A 19,279-nucleotide genomic window follows, 5' to 3' on the forward strand; every position below is an offset into this window, starting at 1 on the left:
AACCAAGAAACGAGAGTGAACGCCATGTCCGAGCAGAGTTATTTCGACGATCTGGAAATCCGCAGCGATGCGGCGCGCGCCGAGGCTTTGGCAGAGGCGCTGCCGACGCAGATCGCCCGCGCTCAGAGCCTGCCCGGCTATGGCGATCTGCTGGCCGGGGTGGATGCGGCGCGGGTGACGGGGGCAGGGGATCTGGCGGCACTGCCGGTGCTGCGCAAATCGGAGATCGGCAATGCCCAGGCGGCGCGACCGCCTTTCGGTGGTTTCACCACGCGGCCCGTTGACGGGTTCAGCCATGTCTTCCAGTCCCCCGGTCCGATCTATGAGCCTTCGAGCAATGCGCCGGATTGGTGGCGGATGGGGCGGTTCCTGCATGCCGTCGGCATCGGGTCCGGCGATATCGTGCAGAATTGTTTCGGCTATCACCTGACCCCTGCGGGCATGATCTTCGAATCCGGCGCGCAGGCGGTCGGTGCGACGGTATTGCCCGCCGGGACCGGACAGACCGAACTGCAGGTGCTGGCGGCGCGCGATGTCGGCTGTACCGCCTATGCGGGCACGCCGGATTACCTGAAGGTCATTCTGGAGAAGGCCGAGGAGATGGGCATCACCCTGAAGATTGACAAGGCCGCGGTGGGAGGCGGTGCGCTGTTCCCCTCCCTGCGGGAGTATTACGCGGAGCGCGGCATTACCTGTAGGCAATGCTATGCCACTGCCGATCTCGGCAATATCGCCTATGAGAGTGCGGCGATGGAGGGAATGATCGTCGATGAAGGGGTGATCGTCGAGATCGTCACGCCGGGCACCGGTGATCCGGTGGCGCCGGGCGAGGTCGGCGAGGTGGTTGTGACCACGCTCAACATGGATTATCCGCTGATCCGCTTCGCCACCGGCGACCTTTCCGCGGAGATGCCGGGGAAAAGCCCTTGCGGGCGCAGCAACATGCGCATCAAGGGCTGGATGGGCCGCGCTGATCAGACCGCCAAGATCAAGGGCATGTTCGTGCGGCCCGAGCAGGTGGCGGCGCTGGTCGCCCAGCACACGGAGATCCGCCGCGCCCGGGTGATCGCCCGGCGCAGCGGCGAGCAGGACAGCATGCTGGTACGGATCGAAAGCCCCGGCGGCGATGCGCAGGCCTATGCGCAATCGGTGGCGCAGCTGCTGAAACTCAAGGGCGAGGTCGAGATCGTCGCGCCGGGCAGCCTGCCCAATGACGGGCTGGTCATCGAGGATCAGCGAAGCTACGACTGACGTCGCTTCCCTGTTCGCACGCATGCGCTTCTTCGGGTGATAAATACCTCCGCCGGAGGCTCCCGCCAGATGCGGCAATCACGAACGTCCGCGGGCAGCGCAGGGGCTGGCAATCCCGAGTGAAATGGTCGAAATAGAGCCATGAGCGCGAATATTTCAGACATGCCCGAAACCGCGAGACCGCGCAGCCGTGACGGGCTGCGCCTGCTTGCCATCGCCGCGATCCTTGTGGCCTGCTTCTGTGCCCTCCCGATGCTGGCGGTGCTGCTCGCGGCGATCAGCGGCGGCACCGATACCGTACAGCATCTGCTCGACACGGTGCTGCTGCGCTATACCGGCACGACGCTGTTGCTGGTAGCGCTGGTTTCGACCGGGACTTTCATGATCGGCGTCGGCGCCGCTTGGCTGGTCACGATGACCCGGTTTCCCGGCGCCCGGATGCTGGAGATCGCGCTGGTGCTGCCGCTGGCCTTTCCGGCCTATGTGCTGGCCTATGCCTATACCCATGTGCTGGATCATCCCGGTATCGTGCAGGCCACACTGCGCGATGTGACCGGCTGGGGGCCGCGCGACTACTGGTTTCCGGAGATCCGCTCGGTCAGCGGCGCCGCCGCGATGCTGGTTCTGGTGCTCTATCCTTATGTCTACCTGCTGGCGCGAGCGGCCTTCCTGCAGCAGAGCGGCACGACGTTCCTGGCGGCACGGGCGCTCGGCTCCAGCGCCTGGGGGGCGTTTCTCAAGGTCAGCCTGCCGCTGGCGCGGCCTGCCATCGCCGGGGGTGTGCTCCTGGCGGTGATGGAGACCATCGCCGATTTCGGCACGGTCGCCTATTTCAGCGTCCAGACCTTTGCCACCGGCATCTATACGAGCTGGTTCACCCTCTTCGACCGGGCCGGGGCGGCGCAGTTGGCGCTTTGCCTGCTGAGCTTCGCGCTGCTGCTGGCGATGCTCGAACGGGTGCAGCGGGGCCGGGCGAAATACCACGATCCGACACGGCGCGCGCAGCGCCTGCCGCCCGCCGAACTCCGGGGCTGGAAGGCCGCCGCAGCGATGACGCTCTGCGGCATCCCGGTGCTGTTCGGCGCCGTGCTGCCGGTGATCGTGCTTCTGTTCATGGGCATCGGCTCGGATCAGGACCTGCTGTCGCCGCGCTACCTCGGCTTCATCCGCAATTCGGTCACCCTGGCAGGGGTGGCGGCGGCGCTGACGGTGCTGGCGGCGATCAGCGTCGGGTTCTTCCGGCGGCTGAAGCCCGGGCGCCTGTCGAGCGGTGCGGCCTATGTGGCGCGGCTCGGCTATGCGGTGCCGGGCGGGGTGATCGCGGTCGGGCTACTGGTGCCTTTCGCCGCCTTTGACAACGCGCTCGACGCCTGGATGCGCGCGACATTCGATATCTCGACCGGGTTGCTGATCACCGGGTCGATCTGGCTGCTGGTACTGGCCTATCTGGTGCGTTTCCTCGCCGCGGCGCTCGGCGCCTATGAAGGCGGGCAGTCCATGGTTCATGCCAATATGGACGCCGCCGCGCGCTCGCTCGGGCAGACGCCGATCGGCACCCTGCGGCGGGTGCATCTGCCGATCCTCGCGCCGAGCCTCTTGACGGCGCTGCTGATCGTCTTCGTGGATGTGATGAAGGAGCTGCCCGCGACGCTGATCATGCGGCCCTTCAATTATGACACGCTCGCGGTGCAGGCTTACCGTCTGGCCAGCGATGAGCGGCTGGACGGGGCAGCGGTGCCGAGCCTGGTGATCGTGGCGATGGGCCTGCTGCCGGTGATCCTGATCTGCCGTCAGGTCGGGCGGCAGCGCTAGGCGATTTGCGAAAATGGTGAGCGGGCATGAAAAAGGCGGACCGTCTGGCCCGCCTTTCGCTCAGGTGGGGCCGACGCCGGGGCGACGGCCGATAGGATCACTTCCAGCCGACGCTGTCGAAGATCTTCTGCGCGGTGGGAATGTTCTCGGCAACCTCTGCAAGATTGACGCTGTCGGCCTTGAATTCACCGAGGTTCTTCACCGACTCGGCCAGTTCCGCACCCTCTACGGTGGGGAATTCGTCATTGCCGGCGGAGAAATATTTCTGTGCCGAATCCGAGGCGAGATATTCCAGGAACTTGACCGCGTTTTCCTTGTTCGGTGCATGCGCCGCGACGCCGCCGCCGGAGAGGTTCATATGCGCGCCGTTGCCGTCCTGGTCGGGCCAGACCCAGCCGATCTTGTCGATGTCCTTGCTGACGCCGTCAACGTCGATGCGATTGGCGCGGGCAAAGTAATAGGAATTCGACACGGCGATGTCGCACTCACCCGAGACGATGCCGCGCAGCTGGTCGGTGTCGCCGCCCTGCGGATCGCGCGCCATGTTGGCAACCACGCCCTTGGCCCATTCGGTGGCCTTTTCCTCGCCCTCATGGGTCACGATGGCGGCGAGCAGGGTCTGATTGTATTCGTTGGAGGAGGAGCGGATGCAGACCTGACCCTTGTAGGCTGGATCGGCGAGCTCGAGATAGGTCTGCGGCGGTGTGTCGACCGCGTCCTTGTTGTAGAAGATGATCCGCGAGCGCTGGGAGAAGCCGAACCACTGGTTGTCGTCGTCCTGCAGGTTGGCGGGGATGCGCTCTTCGAGCAGCTCGCTGTCGATGCTCTGCAGCAGTTCCATATCCTCGGCACGCTTGAGGCGGCTGGTGTCCACGGTCAGCAGCACGTCGGCGGGGGAATTGGCGCCCTCGGCCTGCATCCGGGCCAGCAGCTCGTCGGCCTTGCCTTCGATGCGGTTGATGGTGATGCCGGTCTGTTCGGTGAAATCGGAATAGAGCCGCTCGTCGGTGTCGTAATGGCGCGATGAATAGAGGTTCAGCTCACCCTCGGCGAGCGCCGGAAGGCCGGACGCAAGCAGGGCGATCGCGGCGGTGGAAGTCTTGAAAAGGGTCATAATCTAATCCCGATTTGGTTGCAGTGTTATCTGACTAAAACCGTAAGAAACAGATTCGACCTGCCTTCGCAAGGCATCCTGAGTAACTTTGTTAGGATTGGCGCCCCGCCGCGCGCCCGGCGGCGGAGCAGGCAGGTCAGCCCTGCGATTCCAGCTTGTCCTGGGTCTTGTTCTCAAAATCCGAGGCGTCATGCCGCTCGTGCAGTTGCATCGAAAGATCGTCGCCGAAGTTCCGGTTGACCATACGACCGCGGGTCACGGCGTCGCGCGCATCGATCACCTTGGCCCATCGCGTGACGTGTTCATAGGTCGTCACATCGAGGAATTCCGCAGCATTATAGAGCCGTCCGAGTGCCAGCTGGCCATACCATGCCCAGCTCGCGATATCGGCGATGGAATATTCTCCGGCGAGGTACTCGTCCTGTGCCAAGCGGCGGTCGAGCACGTCGAGCTGGCGCTTGGTCTCCATCGCGAAACGGTTGATCGGGTATTCATATTTTTCCGGCGCATAGGCGTAGAAATGGCCGAAACCGCCGCCGAGATAGGGGGCGCTGCCCATCTGCCAGAACAGCCAGGAGAGCGCTTCGGTCCGTGCAGCGGCTTCCTTCGGCAGGAAGGCGTCGAATTTCTCCGCCAGATAGAGCAGGATCGCGCCGGATTCGAAAACCCGCTGTGGCGTGTCGCCGGAGCGGTCCATCAGCGCGGGGATCTTGGAATTCGGGTTCACCTCGACGAAACCGGAAGAAAACTGGTCCCCCTCCGAAATATCGATCAGCCAGGCATCATATTCCGCGCCCTCATGGCCAGCGGCGAGCAGCTCCTCGAGCATCACCGTCGCCTTGACCCCGTTCGGGGTGGCCAGCGAATAGAGCTGCAGCGGGTGCTTGCCGACCGGAAGTTCCTTGTCATGGGTCGGCCCGGCAATGGGTCGGTTGATGCTGGCGAACTTTCCGCCGCTTTCGGCATCCCAGCGCCAGACTTTTGGCGGCGTATAGTCGATATTGTCACTCATGCGATATCCTCACTTTGCGGGCCATCGGCGCGAGGCCGGTCGGGTCTGCAGGTAAGGTGGCCGCCTGCGCAGGCAAGGACCAGCGCAAAAACTGCCTTGTCGCGATTCCGTGAGGTGAAGGGGAACGGCGCGGATGCGTCTGCACGGCGCATGTCCTTCTCCCAAATGCAAAAGGCTGCCCGGATGGACAGCCTTTGACATCAATTTGTAATGCGGTTCAGCCCTGGCGAGCCTTGAACCGACGCTGCGTCTTGTTGATTACATAGACGCGGCCCTTGCGACGCACAACACGGCAGTCGCGGTGCCGATTCTTGAGCGAGCGGAGCGAATTGCGAACCTTCATGGTCGTCTCCTAAGTCTTCTCAGTTCGGCGCGCGGACCAGCGCCGGGGTTGCGGGCGACCCGGCAGGAGCCGGGCCAGTGAAACAGGTGGTGGGCGATACTGGGATCGAACCAGTGACCCCTTCGATGTCAACGAAGTGCTCTACCGCTGAGCTAATCACCCCCTATGTAACGCGATTCTCTTTGCCTCATTCAGAAAACGAGGCGCGAAATCCGCGCCGGTTTGGGTGCTATAAAAGGAGTCGCCGGCATGATCAAGGGCTTTTGGCTTTCTTTGAACATGCGCTATGTAAGTTATGTCGACAGTGACCCGAAAGGTAGGGGGACACATATGCCCAAGACGGCGTTTGAAGTACTGCATCCGGACCGGAGCCGGTCCTGTGTGGTGTTTGCCTCGCCGCATTCGGGGCGCGATTATCCCTGGTCCTTCCTGCGCGCCTCGGTGCTGGATGAACATACGATACGCTCGTCCGAGGATGCTTTTGTCGATCTGCTCTTCGATTGCGCGCCGAAATTCGGAGCGACCTTTATCAAGGCCGGCGCGCCGCGCGCCTATGTGGATCTCAACCGTGCAAGCGACGAACTCGACCCGGCTTTGATCGAAGGGGTTCGGCGTCAGGGTCACAATCCGCGCGTCGCTTCCGGGCTCGGCGTGATTCCCCGGGTGGTGGCCAACGGTCGGGCGATCTATCGCGGCAAGATGTCGCTGCACGAGGCGCAGCACCGGATCGCCACCTATTGGCGCCCCTATCATGAGATGGTGCAGCGGCTGCTGAGCGCGGCCTATCGTCGGCACGGCCAGGCGGTGCTGCTCGATTGCCATTCGATGCCGCATGAGGCGATGGACGGGGTGATGCGCACGGGGATGCGCCGTCCCGACGTGGTGCTCGGCGATCGTTTCGGCACCGCGGCGAGCGCCGATGTGATGGACCGGATCGAGGACGCGTTCAGGGGCGCGGGATTCGTCGTGGCCCGCAACGCGCCCTTCGCCGGGGCCTATATCACCCAGGCCTACGGACGCCCCTCGCGCGATCAGCATGCGGTGCAGATCGAGATCGACCGCGCGCTTTACATGAACGAGGCGCTGGTGCGTCCGAACGGCGATTTCGAAGCGGTGCAGGAGGCGCTGCGCGGAGTCGTGGCCCAGCTTGCCCGGATCGGCGAGGACCGGGTGAAACTGGCCGCGGAATAGGCTAGCGCAGCGCGCGGCCCTTGCGGATGGCATCGCTGCCGAAACGCGCGCGGATCAAGTCAGTGGCACGCTCGGCGCGGCTGCGCTGCACGGCCTCCGGATCCAGCAGATCGCCTACCAGATCGGCACCGTCACCGGCACTCAGATCCGAAATCCCGCAGCCAAGCAGCCGGTAGGGGCCGGGATCTTCGAGCTGATCGAAGAGTGCCCGGGCGCTGCGATAGATCCGGTCGGCGAGCTGGGTCGGGTCATGTAGCGAAATCCGCCGGGTCAGCAGTCTGAAATCACCGCGCTTCAGTTTCAGCGTGACGATCCGCCCGGCCAGCCCCTTGGCCTTGGCCCGGTCGGCGACTTTCTCGGCCATGCGCCAGAGATGCCCGTCGAGGATTTCGGGATCGCTGGTGTCGTCATGGAAGGTCGTCTCGTTGGAGATCGACTTGATCGGCTCATGGGCGCTGACCCTGCGGTGGTCCTGCCCCCGCGCCAGATGCCAGAGCCGCTCGCCCATGCCGCCGAACCGGGCGATCAGGTCGATCTTCTCCCAGCGCAGCAGATCCGCAAAGGTACGGATCCCGGCCCTCTCCAGCGCCCTTTGCGTGCTCGCCCCGACCCCCCAGATCAGCCCGACCGGCCGCTCGCGCAGGAAATCCACGGTCTCCGCTTTCCCGATCACCGAGAACCCATGCGGCTTGTCGAGATCCGAGGCAAGTTTGGCGAGGAACTTGTTGTGGCTGAGCCCGATCGAGCCGGTAAGCCCAAGCTCGCGCTTCATCCGCCGGACCAGCCGGGCCAGCATCACCGCGGGCGGATGGCCGTGCAGCCGCGTGGTGCCGGTCATGTCGAGAAAGGCCTCATCCAGCGACAGGGGTTGCAGCGCCGGGGTCAGCTCCTCCATCATCGCGCGGATGGCGCGCGACGCTTCGACATAGGCCTCCATGCGCGGCTTGATGATCACCGCTTCGGGGCAGAGCTTCAGCGCCTGGAACATCGGCATCGCCGAGCGGACGCCGCGAATCCGCGCGATGTAGCAGGCGGTGGCCACCACCCCGCGCCGCCCGCCGCCGATGATCAACGGCTTGCCCTCAAGCTCGGGATTGTCGCGTTTTTCCACCGAGGCGTAAAAGGCATCGCAATCCATATGGGCAATGGTTAGATCGAACAATTCCGGATGATCGAGGAGTCGCGGCGACCCGCAAGCCGGGCAGCGCCGCGCCGCGGGGGTCTCGGATAGGCAGTCACGGCACAGGGCGGGCATGGTTGTACACTCTTGCGATGGTATGCCAGTCTAATGCAGTCAGGAGCGATTGAACATGGATTACGAAGGGGCCAAGCTGGCGCTTTACCTCGGGCCGAAGCTGGCGGTGATCCTGCGGGATACGGACCCTGCGCTGCCCTTTCCGGACCATTGGGACCTGCCCGGCGGCGGCCGCGAGGGTGAGGAGGCGCCGCTGACCTGCGCGCTGCGGGAATGTCGCGAGGAACTCGGCCTGGACGTGCCGCCGGAAGCGGTGATCTGGGGGCGCCGGTTCGACGAGAACGGTCAGGGCAAGTATTTCTACGTCGCCCATCTGGCCGCCGATGCGGCCGAGCAGGTCGTCTTCGGCAACGAGGGGCAGCGCTGGGCGCTGATGGACGAGACCGCATTCCTTTCCCATCCCCGGGCGGTACCGGCGTTTCAATCCCGGCTCAGAACCTATCTGGCGGAGCGTGATGCGGCGGAAATGTCAAGGAAATGCCCCCCCGCCTGCGTGAGCGGGGGGAGGTGACGAACCTCAGGAAGACCAGCTCGTCGGGGAGTATCACCTGCTTCCAGACTAGCAAAAAAGCGGCTCCGCCGATAGGACGGATTGCGACAGCCCGCCCCGGCGGGGCACCTGTTGCCGATGCATCACACCTGTGGCCGTCCAGCGCCCCTGCTTCACCCTTGCGAAAATACTCCCGCCGGAGGCAGCGCCGTCGCGCCGCGCACTCAGCTTCCGGCGATCTCTGCCAGAACGGCCTGCGCGGCGGCGGCCGGATCGGTGGCCTGCCAGATCGGCCGTCCGACGACGATATGATCGGCCCCGTCGCCGATCGCCTGACCCGGCGTCGCGATGCGCTTCTGATCGCCCGGTGCGGTACCCGCGGGGCGTACGCCCGGCGTCACGATCAGCCGCCCCTTCGCCTCGCTGAGCCCGCGGATCGCCGCCGCCTCGCGGGGCGAGGAAATCACCCCGTCGGCTCCGGCCTCGAAAGCGCGGGCGGCGCGGCTCATCACCAGCTCGTCAAGCGCGCCTTCCCGGATCAGGGCCGCGTCGAGATCGGCCCGGTCGAGCGAGGTAAGGATGGTCACGGCAAGGATCTTCAGTCCGCTTCCGGCCGCGCCTTCCTTGGCGGCGCGCACCACATGCGGGTCGCCATGTACCGTGAGGAAATCGAGATCGAATTGGGCCAGTCCGCGCACGGCGGCCTCTATCGTGGCGCTGATGTCAAAGAGCTTCATGTCAAGGAAGATGCGCTTGCCCTGTTCCTGCTTGAGCTCGTTGGCCAAAGCCAGCCCGCCCCCGGTCAACATGCCGAGCCCGATCTTGTAGAACCCGACGGTATCGCCGAGCTGCTTGGCGAGTTCGAGCCCGGCGAGCGCGTTGGGAACATCGAGAGCGACGATCAGTCGGTCATCGGACAGGGTCTTGGCAGGGGCAGCTGACATGGGTGGGGCTCCGGTGGGTTTCGAGACGGCACCGCCTTACGCCGCCCCGCGCGGCCTGTCCACTTGCATTGTCGAGCGGGATATCAGCGCGCTCCCCGAAAATTTGCGAAAAAAGCCCGGAAAGCGCCTTGGCGCGATCCGGGCAAGTAACAGAGACATGCAGGCAGGCAAACATCTCTGGGGATGCGGAACGCCGCGCCGGGACAGTCGGCACGAAACTGGGTTCCGCCTCATTCCGCGCGGCAGGCAGGCACCGCGCCGGAAACTCTAGGCTGCGCGGTTGCCGGGCAGCTCTACCAGCTTTTCAAGCCAGCGGATCGGATCGAAAAGCTGCCGACCGGCACGCTGGGCAGGGGCAGGGCGGGCAATCCGCGATTGCAGCCCCGTCTCGGCGGCAGCGCTACGCAGCGCCTGCCGGTGCAGCCCTGCGGCGGCATCTTCGAAAGACATGGTGATCGGAGCATCAATCGCGCAGGCATATCTGCGCGGCCTGTCGCCATGGTGCAGCGTGACCAGAGATTCGAAACATTGATTGGCCGCGTTATAAGTGACATCGGTCATCTGGACGGGACGTGTATGCATCAATTCCACCTCGTGACAAAGCGCGATCCAGGATCGGCAATTTACGATTTCTGCGTCGTTCTGAATAATAAACGCCAGGTGTGACGGAAAAGTTTCAATCGCAATCAGTCACCTGTGGATGAAATATTTTTAATAAACATTACCATATACTTACATTAAATGCAGATCCCGGTCCGACAGCATGAATAGGACTCCCGACATTGTGGAGAAGCCTCGTGCGGCCGGAGAAGATATGCAGGGAGCCATCTCGAAAACCGGTGCCTTTTCAATGGTTGGAAGACTTGAATCGCCCGCCGCCCTGCCCAAATTGAACCCGAGGCCCACAAGCTGACGTGCCGCATGACGGGCGCAGCACAGAGGGGCGCTTTTGTAAAAGGAGAGAACCATGGACTTGAGCAAGTTCACGGAAAGATCGCGCGGCTTCATTCAGGCGGCGCAGACCATCGCAGCACGGGCGAGCCATCAGAGGCTCGCTCCCGAGCATATTCTGAAAGCATTGATGGACGATGATCAGGGGTTGGCGAGCAACCTGATCGCGGCGTCGGGCGGACAGCCCGAGCGGGTCGTGGAAGCACTGACGCTGGCCCTCGGCAAGATGCCGAAGGTGAGCGGCGACGCGGCCCAGGTCTATCTCGACAATAACACCACCAAGGTGCTGGCCGAGGCCGAAGCTCTGGCCAAGAAGGCCGGTGACAGCTTCGTCCCGGTGGAGCGCATCCTCATGGCGCTCTGCATGGTCAAATCCGCCGCCAAGACCGCGCTCGAGGCGGGCAATGTCACCGCGCAGGGGCTGAACGGTGCCATCAATGACGTGCGCAAGGGCCGCACGGCCGACACGGCCAATGCCGAGGACGGTTATGATGCGCTGAAGAAATACGCGCTCGACCTGACCGAACGTGCCCGCGAGGGCAAGATCGACCCGATCATCGGCCGGGACGAGGAAATCCGCCGCGCCATGCAGGTGCTGAGCCGCCGCACCAAGAACAACCCCGTGCTGATCGGTGAGCCGGGCGTCGGCAAGACCGCGATCGCGGAGGGGCTGGCCCTGCGCATCGTCGATGGCGATGTGCCGGAATCCCTGCGCAACAAGCAATTGCTGGCGCTCGACATGGGCGCGCTGATCGCCGGGGCGAAATATCGCGGCGAATTCGAAGAGCGGCTGAAGGCGGTGCTGACCGAAGTGACCGAGGCCGCCGGTGAGGTGATCCTGTTCATCGACGAGATGCACACGCTGGTCGGTGCGGGCAAGGCCGATGGCGCGATGGATGCGGCCAACCTGATCAAACCGGCTCTGGCGCGCGGTGAGCTGCATTGCGTCGGGGCCACGACGCTCGACGAATACCGCAAATATGTCGAAAAGGACGCGGCATTGGCACGGCGTTTCCAGCCGGTCATGGTGCTGGAGCCGACGGTGGAGGATACCGTTTCGATCCTGCGCGGCATCAAGGAGAAATACGAGCTGCACCACGGCGTGCGGATCAGCGATTCCGCGCTCGTAGCGGCGGCGACTCTTTCGCATCGCTATATCACCGACCGGTTCCTGCCCGACAAGGCAATCGACCTCGTTGACGAGGCCGCGAGCCGTCTGCGCATGGAGGTCGACAGCAAGCCCGAGGAGCTCGACGCGCTCGACCGCCAGATCCTGCAATTGCAGATCGAGGCCGAGGCTCTGAAGAAAGAGGACGACGCGGCCAGCAAGGACCGGCTCGACAGGCTTGAAAAAGAACTGGCGGACCTGCAGGAGAAGGCGGACAGCATGTCGGCGCAATGGCAGGGCGAGCGCGACAAGCTGGAAGGCGCGCGCAACCTCAAGGCCAAGCTCGACCATGCGCGTGCCGAGCTCGACATCGCGAAGCGCGAGGGCGATCTGGCCAAGGCCGGGGAGCTTTCCTATGGCGTCATACCGCAGCTTGAGCGCGAGCTCGGTGAAGTCGAGGAGAGCGAGACCGAAATGATGGTCGAGGAAGCGGTGCGCCCCGACCAGATCGCCAGCGTTGTCGAGCGCTGGACCGGGATCCCGGCGGGCCGGATGCTGGAGGGCGAGCGCGACAAGCTGCTGCGCATGGAAGATCAGCTGCACAACCGGGTGATCGGTCAGGAAACCGCGGTGCGGGCCGTCGCCAACGCGGTACGCCGCGCGCGTGCCGGGCTCAACGACGAGAACCGTCCGCTCGGCTCGTTCCTGTTCCTCGGCCCGACCGGCGTCGGCAAGACCGAGCTGACCAAGGCGGTGGCGGAGTTCCTGTTCGATGACGAACACGCGATGGTGCGGATCGACATGAGCGAATTCATGGAGAAACACAGCGTCGCGCGACTGATCGGTGCGCCTCCGGGTTATGTCGGCTATGATGAGGGCGGGGTGCTGACCGAGGCGGTGCGCCGTCGGCCCTATCAGGTGATCCTGTTCGACGAAGTCGAAAAGGCCCATCCGGATGTGTTCAACGTCCTGTTGCAGGTGCTCGATGACGGCGTGCTGACCGATGGTCAGGGCCGCACCGTGGACTTCAAGCAGACGCTGATCGTGCTGACCTCGAACCTCGGGGCGCAGGCGCTCAGCCAGCTGCCCGACGGCGGCGACATGGCCGCGGCGCGCCGCGACGTGATGGATGCGGTGCGGGCCCATTTCCGCCCCGAATTCCTCAACCGTCTGGACGAGACCATCATCTTCGACAGGCTCGACCGGGCGGATATGGATGGCATCGTCGAAATCCAGCTGTCGCGGCTGCTCAAGCGCCTCGCGACCCGCAAGATCGCGCTCGAGCTTGACGAGGGAGCAAGGAAATGGCTCGCCGACGAAGGTTACGACCCGGTCTTCGGCGCCCGGCCGCTCAAGCGGGTAATCCAGCGCAGCCTGCAGAACCCGCTGGCTGAGATGCTGCTCGCGGGCGATGTGAAGGACGGCGAGACCGTGACTGTCACCGCCGGGGCCGACGGGCTGATCATCGGTGACCATCTGGCAGCCAGCAACCGTCCCAAACCGGACGAAGCGACGCTGCATTGAAGCCAGACCTCAATGCGACCGTGCCGGGGGAAACTCCGGCCCGACCTGGGACAGGGTCGCAGGAAGCCGCGCGTATCGCCAACCGGGCGCGATTCCGTACGGTGCGTAAATGTATGGCGGGAAAAACTGGCTGGGGTGGTAGGATTCGAACCTACGATACACGGTACCAAAAACCGATGCCTTACCGCTTGGCTACACCCCAACTTGAGCCGCTAATTAGTCGGATGGCGCGGCGGGTGCAAGACCTGTTTTGCTAAAAAATTCCGGCGCGCTCCAGCGTGAGCGTAAAACAAGCAGGGCGGTCCGAAGGTAGCCGGACCGCCTCGCCCTCAGGTGACCGTGCACCCCTTTCCGCTCGCCGGAATGCGGCGCAAACCGCACCGCACCGGCTACGACGCCGTCAGTCCTGACAAGCCACCAGAATGGCGCCGCTGCGGCTCCCGGCTTCGACCGCCTCATGGGCCATGGCCGTGTCGGCAAGCGCATAGCGTGCCTGCACGGGGCAGGTCAGCGCACCTGCCGACAAGGCGTCATGCAAGCGGTCGATCGCCGCGTTCCGCGGCGCTTCCGCCAGCAGATAGATCAGTAGCAAATCCAGCGTAACGGCTTTGAACATCAGCGGATAGAACGGCAATACGGGCTGCATCTCCCGCGCTGAACCATAGGCCGCGATCCGGCCGTTCGGCGCGATGAGCGCCGTATCGCTCTCGACGTTACGGCCGAACTCGACCTCGACGATCTGATCCACCGGCCGCCCGCCGCTCGCTGCCAGAACCCGATCCACAAGATCCGGAGCGCCATGATCGCAGACCGCGTCGGCACCCGCTGACAGGACCCTTTCATGATCGCGGGGGCTGCAGGACGCGATGACCCGCGCGCCGCCCCATTTGGCGAGTTGCACCGCCAGATAGCCGACGGTCCCGCCGCCGCCCTGCACGAGCACGGTCTGTCCACCGACGTCGCCGCCGCCGAAAACCGCGTGGCAGGCGGTCAGGCCGGGAATTCCCAGGCTGGCCCCGGTCTCGAAACCGACCTGATCGGGCAGTCGGACCGCCTGTACGGCAGGCAGCGTGATATATTGCGCGGCACTGCCGAAGGCACGCTGCCATTGTCCGTTCCAGATCCAGACGCGCTGACCGATCCGGGCGGGATCGACCCCGGCGCCAACCGCGTCGATCTCTCCCGCGCCATCGCTATGCGGAACGATTCTGGGATAGGGCGGCTTGCTGACACCGGGACGCCCCCCGGCGCGGGCCTTGACGTCGGAAGGGTTGACCCCTGAATAAACCAGCCGCACACGCACCTCACCGGCCTGCGGCTCCGGCGTTTCGATCTCACCCAGGGTCAGCACATCCCGTGCCGCGCCGAAATCTTGATAGCTGATGGCCTGCATTCTTCTTCCCCCTTGAGCCGTTTCGCCTGCGCGCGCCAATCTCGGACAAAGCGCTCCGGGATGCAAAGGGCTTCTTTATGCCAAAAATACTCAAGAACCGACCGATGCAACCATGAAGAACCTGGCGTCCAGGCGCGGAAGGCGTCAGTCGCGCAGCTCGTCGGGCGCCACGCCCCAGAGCCGCGCCTTTGGCGCCCAGCCCTTGAAACCGCCGGAGCGCAGCAGGCACCATTCCGGCTCGCATTCGCCGAGCCGCGCCACCACCCCGGCCTCGAGTGCGGCCATCACCGGGGCGCGCGGATCGGGGCGGGCGAGCAACGGCAGCATGTCCTGTTCCACCAGCACCGTGCGGGTGCCGGACAGCAGCGAATAATGCACCCAGCCGCCCATGCCGTCGCGATCCTCGACACGGCGCCAGTGGCCGTGCTCGGCGGTGATCCGCAGCGGCATGTCACGGCGCTTGAACACCCAGTCGATGCGGTGGCTGAGCGACGGGCCGCGGCGCACATTGCCCTCCGAGGCCTTCATCGAGACGAAACGCGGTACCGGCAGGTTGGTAACCGCGCCGATGCGCGCGCTGCTCTCCGCCGCCGCGGGCGATCCGGCGAAGATGAGCGTTGCGGCGAGCCCCGCCGCGATGCCCAGGGCGATGCCGAAATGTCTGCGGGTTTTCATGACGCTGCCTGCACTGACGTTGCTCGGGACGTTCTATTGTTTTGCGCATTTTGCAGCAAGGGTTCTTGTGCCTCGTCGCCGCTTGGCCCACGATGCACGTCAACAGGTTGCAGGCCAAGTGCGGGAGAGCAGAGATGTCAAAGAAGCGGCTGAGTGTTGTAGTCACGCGACGGTTGCCCGATGCGGTGGAGACCCGGCTGTCGGAATTGTTCCACGTCACCCTGCGCGATGACGACAAACCGATGAGCCGCAGCGAGCTTGCCACGGCGATGAAATCCGCCGACGTGCTGGTGCCGACGGTCACCGACGAGATCGACGCGGCGCTGATCAGCCAGGCCGGGGACCGTTTGAAGCTGATCGCCAATTACGGCGCCGGGGTCGATCATATCGATGTCGCCACGGCACGTCAGCGCGGCGTGCTGGTCAGCAACACGCCCGGCGTACTGACCGAGGATACCGCGGACATGACGATGGCGCTGATCCTGGCGGTGACGCGGCGCATGTCCGAGGGCATGGCGGTGATGCAATCGGGCAATTGGCAGGGCTGGGCCCCGACCGCCCTGCTCGGCGGGCGGGTCGGCGGGCGGCGTCTCGGGATTCTCGGCATGGGACGGATCGGCCAGGCCGTGGCGCGCCGGGCCCAGGCGTTCGGCATGCAGGTACATTATCACAATCGGCGCCGGTTACATGGCGATATCGAGAAATCGCTCGACGCGACCTATTGGGAAAGTCTCGACCAGATGGTCGCCCGGATGGACGTGATCAGCATCAATTGCCCGCATACGCCGAGCACCTTCCACCTGATGAACGCCCGGCGCCTGAAGCTGATGAAGCCGGATGCGGTGATCATCAATACCTCGCGGGGCGAGGTGATTGACGAGAATGCGCTGACCCGCATGCTGCGCGCCGGAGAGATCAAGGGCGCCGGGCTCGACGTCTACGAGAATGCCACCAGCATCAATCCGCGGTTGAAAGAGCTGGAGAACGTCGTTCTGCTGCCGCATATGGGGTCGGCGACCCTGGAGGGGCGGCTCGAGATGGGCGAGAAGGTGCTGATCAACATCAAGACCTTCGATGACGGCCACCGCCCGCCCGACCAGGTGGTCCCCGCGATGCTCTGAGGCCTGCGGAGATATTTTTGGGAATGAGGGGCGCTGCCCCTCAAGCTCCCCGAGGTATTTTCGGTCAGAAGAAACGGGGCCGCGCCCCTGTCGCCGCGATCGGCGGGCGCAAAGGCTCAAAAGGGCCATTGCATCGACCTGGAAATGGCGGCAATCATTTGTGCAGACAAATGGGAGGCCGCAATGGTTCAGGCGACAGATCTGCCGCGCAACGAAGACGGGATTGCCGAGGCTTTGGCGGTGCTGCAGCAGCAATTCGGGGATCGGTGCCAGACCGGGCAGGCGATCCGTGAGCAGCACGGCCACACCACGACCTGGATCAAAAACCAGAGCCCCGATGCGGTGATCTTTGCGCGTTCCACAGACGAAGTCGCGCAGATCGTCAAAATCTGCGCTGCGCATAAAGTGCCGGTAATCGCTTTCGGTACCGGGTCTTCGCTCGAGGGGCATGTGAACGCGCCTGCGGGCGGGATTTCGGTCGATTTGAGTCAGATGGATGCTGTGTTGGCGGTGAATGCCGGGGATCTTGATTGCCGGGTGCAGCCCGGGGTGACCCGTGAGGCGCTCAATACCTATCTGCGCGATCAGGGTCTGTTCTTTCCAATCGATCCGGGCGCCAATGCCTCGCTTGGCGGCATGGCCTCGACCCGCGCGTCGGGCACCAACGCGGTGCGCTACGGCACGATGAAGGACAATGTGTTGAGCCTTGAGGTGGTGATGGCCGACGGGACGGTGATCCGCACCGGGCAGCGCGCGCGCAAGTCTTCCGCCGGGTATGACCTGACCCGGCTGATGGTGGGCGCCGAGGGCACCCTCGGGATCATCACCGAAATCACCCTGAAACTGCAGGGCATTCCCGAGGCGAGCTCTTCGGCGCGCTGCTCTTTCCCGAGCGTCGATGCGGCCTGCCGGACGGTGATGAATGTCGTGCAATACGGGCTTCCCGTGGCGCGGATCGAATTGCTGGATGCGCAGACGGTGGGCGCGGTGAACGCCTATTCCAAGCTCGACCTGCCGGAAACGCCGATGCTGCTGGTCGAATTCCACGGCACCGAGGCCGGGGTGGCCGAGCAGGCCGAGGTGTTCGGCATGCTGGCGGAGGAACATGGCGGCACCGGCTTTGTCGCGACCAGCACCGCGGAGGAGCGGAACAAGCTCTGGCAGGCACGGCATGACGCCTATTGGGCGACGTTGCAGCTGCGCCCCGGCGCCAAGGGCATCTCGACGGATGTCTGCGTGCCGATCTCGAAACTGGCCGAGGCGGTGGGAGCGGCGCAGGCGCGGCTGGCCGAGCTTGGCTTCATCGCGCCGATCGTCGGTCACGCCGGGGATGGCAATTTCCATGCCTTGTTGCTGGTCGATCCCGACAGCGCCGAAGAGCAGGAAAAGGCCAATGACTTCGTCGGCTGGCTCAACGATCTGGCGATCTCGCTGGAAGGGACCTGCACCGGCGAGCATGGCATCGGGCAGGGCAAGAAACCCTATCTGCTGAAAGAGCTGGGTGTCGCGACCGGGGTGATGGCGGCGATCAAGGCGGCGCTCGATCCGGACAACATCATGAACCCCGGAAAGATCCTGCCGGGCTGAGAACGTCCGCAGCGCCACTCTGCAGCATCTGCGAAAAAACTCTTGTTAAAGCGGCGGGTGGGGCCCAGGCTCCTGCGTGATGTCTTGGGAAAAGGGGAGCAGACATGACAGGCGGAAACCGTAAAATCATCGGAGCAATCGCCGCGGGCGTGGCGACACTGGCGCTGGCCGGGGCCGCCCTTGCCGGGCCGCAGGACCCGTCAAAATTCGATCCGGTGCAATATGAGGCGCAGAAGGCGCTTTATGACTGGAACTTTGCCACACCGCAGGACGGTTTGCGCGCGCTTGGTTATGTGAAGAACCACATCAAGGCGATGCAGGAATTCGGCGATATGGAGAATTCGAGATTCATCATCGTCGCCCACGGCAATGATCTGCACGCATTTTCACGGCTCAACAGCGAGGCATTTCCCGACGCCTATGAAAAGCTCAAGGAACTGACCGATATGGGGGTCGAGATCCATGTCTGCCGCAATGCCGCGCGGGGCCGGGGCTATGCGCCGGAGGATTTCTATGACCTGATCACCGTGGTGCCTGCGGCGGTCATCGACATCGCGAAATATCAGGCGGAGGGCTACAGCTACATGTACCCGGCGCTGTTTCCGCGGATGACGCGGGAGGAGCACATCATCCCGAAATATCCCGAAGTCACGATGGACGAGTGACGGATATGCCGCGGCGGGATCACTCCTGCCGCGGCGCTGAGGGTCAGGCGGCGTAGGCCGCGTCGAAGAAGGCGCATTCGATGGCGACCGCCTGTTTGAAGATCTGCTCGACCCGCGCGCGTTGACTTTCATCTAGATCTTCCCACGCGCGGTCGAGCTGTTCGCGCAGATAGGCGATGACCGAGGCGAAGCCTTCACCGGAATGCAGGGTGATCCATTCGGCGAACCAGAACGGCAGATCGGGCGCAGGCGGCGCATGGCGCTCGCCCCAGGTCAGATAGCTCCATTCCGCCACCGTCAGCACCGCCAGCATCTCTGCATAGCTGCCGGAGTGGCGCGCCGCGATCATCAGCTCCTGAAACGCCCTTGTCGGCGCGGCGGCGGGGGTATCACGCGCGTCCTCGCTGATCTCCAGCGCCTCGAAGGCGCGCAGGAAATAGGTGTTCTCCGGCCCGGTGATCACCGCGAGGAATTGCGCGGCGGGCACGGCATCGGCCAGCGTCGGGGCATGGGCCAGCGCCGTGGCAAGGAGCCGGGTGAAGGCGTCAATGAACTTGTAATCCTGCACCAGATACCAGCGCATCTTTTCCAGGGGCAACGTGCCCGCGGCGAGCTCGCGGCAGAAGGGATGATCGGTGGCGTGCTGCCAGTCGGGGCCGCTCAGGGCGCGGAGATGGTCGGTGGGGCGCAAGTCTTCTGTCCTCGTCGATGTTGCTTCGCGCGGACCATGGGAGCGGGGCAAGCCATTGTCCAGACAGGTCGATTGCCCGGCTGACACGGCTCTTTGACATGGGAGGTCGGTTTTCCGCTCTGTTGGGTCGGCTCCCTTGTGCCTGCCGTGCG

At 64.3% G+C, this 19,279-nt stretch carries 17 protein-coding genes and 2 tRNA genes; 8 read left to right on the forward strand and 11 right to left on the reverse strand.

The annotated features are described in order from the left end of the window. Positions 1 to 24: 24 nt before the first annotated feature. Positions 25 to 1,251, forward strand: coding sequence for a phenylacetate--CoA ligase family protein (locus ACFSUD_RS09275; protein WP_386373664.1), 1,227 nt, complete (start codon positions 25 to 27; stop codon positions 1,249 to 1,251). A gap of 162 nt (positions 1,252 to 1,413) precedes the next feature. Further along, positions 1,414 to 3,063 (forward strand): ABC transporter permease, encoded by a 1,650-nt coding sequence (locus ACFSUD_RS09280; protein WP_386373756.1) that lies wholly within the window; start codon positions 1,414 to 1,416, stop codon positions 3,061 to 3,063. A 97-nt stretch (positions 3,064 to 3,160) separates the two neighbouring features. Here the strand turns inward: ACFSUD_RS09280 and ACFSUD_RS09285 are convergent, their stop codons facing one another. The 4 genes from ACFSUD_RS09285 to ACFSUD_RS09300 all read right to left on the reverse strand — a co-directional run bounded on the left by ACFSUD_RS09285 (position 3,161) and on the right by ACFSUD_RS09300 (position 5,694). Beyond that, positions 3,161 to 4,177, reverse strand: coding sequence for a Fe(3+) ABC transporter substrate-binding protein (locus ACFSUD_RS09285; protein WP_386373666.1), 1,017 nt, complete (start codon positions 4,175 to 4,177; stop codon positions 3,161 to 3,163). Positions 4,178 to 4,313: 136 nt separating this feature from the next. Next, a complete protein-coding gene (gene yghU, locus ACFSUD_RS09290) occupies positions 4,314 to 5,189 on the reverse strand; it encodes a glutathione-dependent disulfide-bond oxidoreductase (RefSeq protein ID WP_386373668.1) in 876 nt (291 codons plus the stop codon). Between the two features lie 217 nt (positions 5,190 to 5,406). After that, entirely contained in the window at positions 5,407 to 5,532 is a 126-nt protein-coding gene (ykgO, locus tag ACFSUD_RS09295; RefSeq protein ID WP_005850168.1) for a type B 50S ribosomal protein L36, read from the reverse strand. 87 nt (positions 5,533 to 5,619) lie between these two features. Beyond that, positions 5,620 to 5,694: transfer RNA gene (locus ACFSUD_RS09300), tRNA-Val, on the reverse strand. 168 nt (positions 5,695 to 5,862) lie between these two features. Here ACFSUD_RS09300 and ACFSUD_RS09305 point away from each other — a divergent pair. Next, the gene (locus ACFSUD_RS09305) at positions 5,863 to 6,723 is read left to right on the forward strand and encodes an N-formylglutamate amidohydrolase (RefSeq protein WP_386373670.1); all 861 of its coding nucleotides are present in this window, start codon (positions 5,863 to 5,865) and stop codon (positions 6,721 to 6,723) included. A gap of 1 nt (position 6,724) precedes the next feature. Here ACFSUD_RS09305 and ACFSUD_RS09310 read toward each other — a convergent pair whose 3' ends face one another. After that, a complete protein-coding gene (locus ACFSUD_RS09310) occupies positions 6,725 to 7,978 on the reverse strand; it encodes a DNA polymerase IV (RefSeq protein ID WP_386373672.1) in 1,254 nt (417 codons plus the stop codon). Between the two features lie 55 nt (positions 7,979 to 8,033). On the opposite strand from ACFSUD_RS09310, the gene ACFSUD_RS09315 reads away from it, so the two are divergent. Continuing rightward, positions 8,034 to 8,489, forward strand: a complete 456-nt coding sequence (locus ACFSUD_RS09315) for an NUDIX hydrolase (RefSeq protein ID WP_386373674.1) — start codon at positions 8,034 to 8,036, stop codon at positions 8,487 to 8,489. Between the two features lie 203 nt (positions 8,490 to 8,692). Here the strand turns inward: ACFSUD_RS09315 and pyrF are convergent, their stop codons facing one another. Next, on the reverse strand, positions 8,693 to 9,388 hold the full coding sequence (gene pyrF / locus ACFSUD_RS09320) for an orotidine-5'-phosphate decarboxylase (protein WP_386373758.1): 696 nt from the start codon (positions 9,386 to 9,388) through the stop codon (positions 8,693 to 8,695). Between the two features lie 291 nt (positions 9,389 to 9,679). Then, on the reverse strand, positions 9,680 to 9,994 hold the full coding sequence (locus ACFSUD_RS09325) for an orotidine 5-phosphate decarboxylase (protein ID WP_386373676.1): 315 nt from the start codon (positions 9,992 to 9,994) through the stop codon (positions 9,680 to 9,682). Positions 9,995 to 10,379: 385 nt separating this feature from the next. On the opposite strand from ACFSUD_RS09325, the gene clpB reads away from it, so the two are divergent. Then, the gene (clpB, locus tag ACFSUD_RS09330; RefSeq protein ID WP_386373678.1) at positions 10,380 to 12,995 is read left to right on the forward strand and encodes an ATP-dependent chaperone ClpB; all 2,616 of its coding nucleotides are present in this window, start codon (positions 10,380 to 10,382) and stop codon (positions 12,993 to 12,995) included. Between the two features lie 127 nt (positions 12,996 to 13,122). On the opposite strand, the gene ACFSUD_RS09335 is transcribed toward clpB, so the two are convergent. From ACFSUD_RS09335 to ACFSUD_RS09345, 3 genes are all read right to left on the reverse strand, one after another. Beyond that, positions 13,123 to 13,197: transfer RNA gene (locus tag ACFSUD_RS09335), tRNA-Gln, on the reverse strand. 198 nt (positions 13,198 to 13,395) lie between these two features. Further along, entirely contained in the window at positions 13,396 to 14,388 is a 993-nt protein-coding gene (locus ACFSUD_RS09340) for an NADPH:quinone reductase (protein ID WP_386373680.1), read from the reverse strand. Between the two features lie 144 nt (positions 14,389 to 14,532). Further along, entirely contained in the window at positions 14,533 to 15,063 is a 531-nt protein-coding gene (locus ACFSUD_RS09345) for an SH3 domain-containing protein (RefSeq protein WP_386373682.1), read from the reverse strand. A 134-nt stretch (positions 15,064 to 15,197) separates the two neighbouring features. Between ACFSUD_RS09345 and ACFSUD_RS09350 the strand changes: the two genes are divergently transcribed. The 3 genes from ACFSUD_RS09350 to ACFSUD_RS09360 all read left to right on the forward strand — a co-directional run bounded on the left by ACFSUD_RS09350 (position 15,198) and on the right by ACFSUD_RS09360 (position 18,436). Next, positions 15,198 to 16,184 (forward strand): 2-hydroxyacid dehydrogenase, encoded by a 987-nt coding sequence (locus ACFSUD_RS09350; protein ID WP_386373684.1) that lies wholly within the window; start codon positions 15,198 to 15,200, stop codon positions 16,182 to 16,184. Between the two features lie 183 nt (positions 16,185 to 16,367). Continuing rightward, positions 16,368 to 17,771, forward strand: a complete 1,404-nt coding sequence (locus ACFSUD_RS09355; RefSeq protein ID WP_386373686.1) for an FAD-binding oxidoreductase — start codon at positions 16,368 to 16,370, stop codon at positions 17,769 to 17,771. A gap of 104 nt (positions 17,772 to 17,875) precedes the next feature. Then, the gene (locus tag ACFSUD_RS09360; RefSeq protein ID WP_386373688.1) at positions 17,876 to 18,436 is read left to right on the forward strand and encodes a DsrE family protein; all 561 of its coding nucleotides are present in this window, start codon (positions 17,876 to 17,878) and stop codon (positions 18,434 to 18,436) included. A gap of 43 nt (positions 18,437 to 18,479) precedes the next feature. On the opposite strand, the gene ACFSUD_RS09365 is transcribed toward ACFSUD_RS09360, so the two are convergent. Beyond that, a complete protein-coding gene (locus tag ACFSUD_RS09365; protein ID WP_386373690.1) occupies positions 18,480 to 19,127 on the reverse strand; it encodes a TenA family protein in 648 nt (215 codons plus the stop codon). Positions 19,128 to 19,279 lie beyond the last annotated feature (152 nt).

Source organism: Sulfitobacter aestuarii, from assembly GCF_042685005.1.
GTDB classification, from domain to species: Bacteria; Pseudomonadota; Alphaproteobacteria; order Rhodobacterales; family Rhodobacteraceae; genus Sulfitobacter; species Sulfitobacter aestuarii.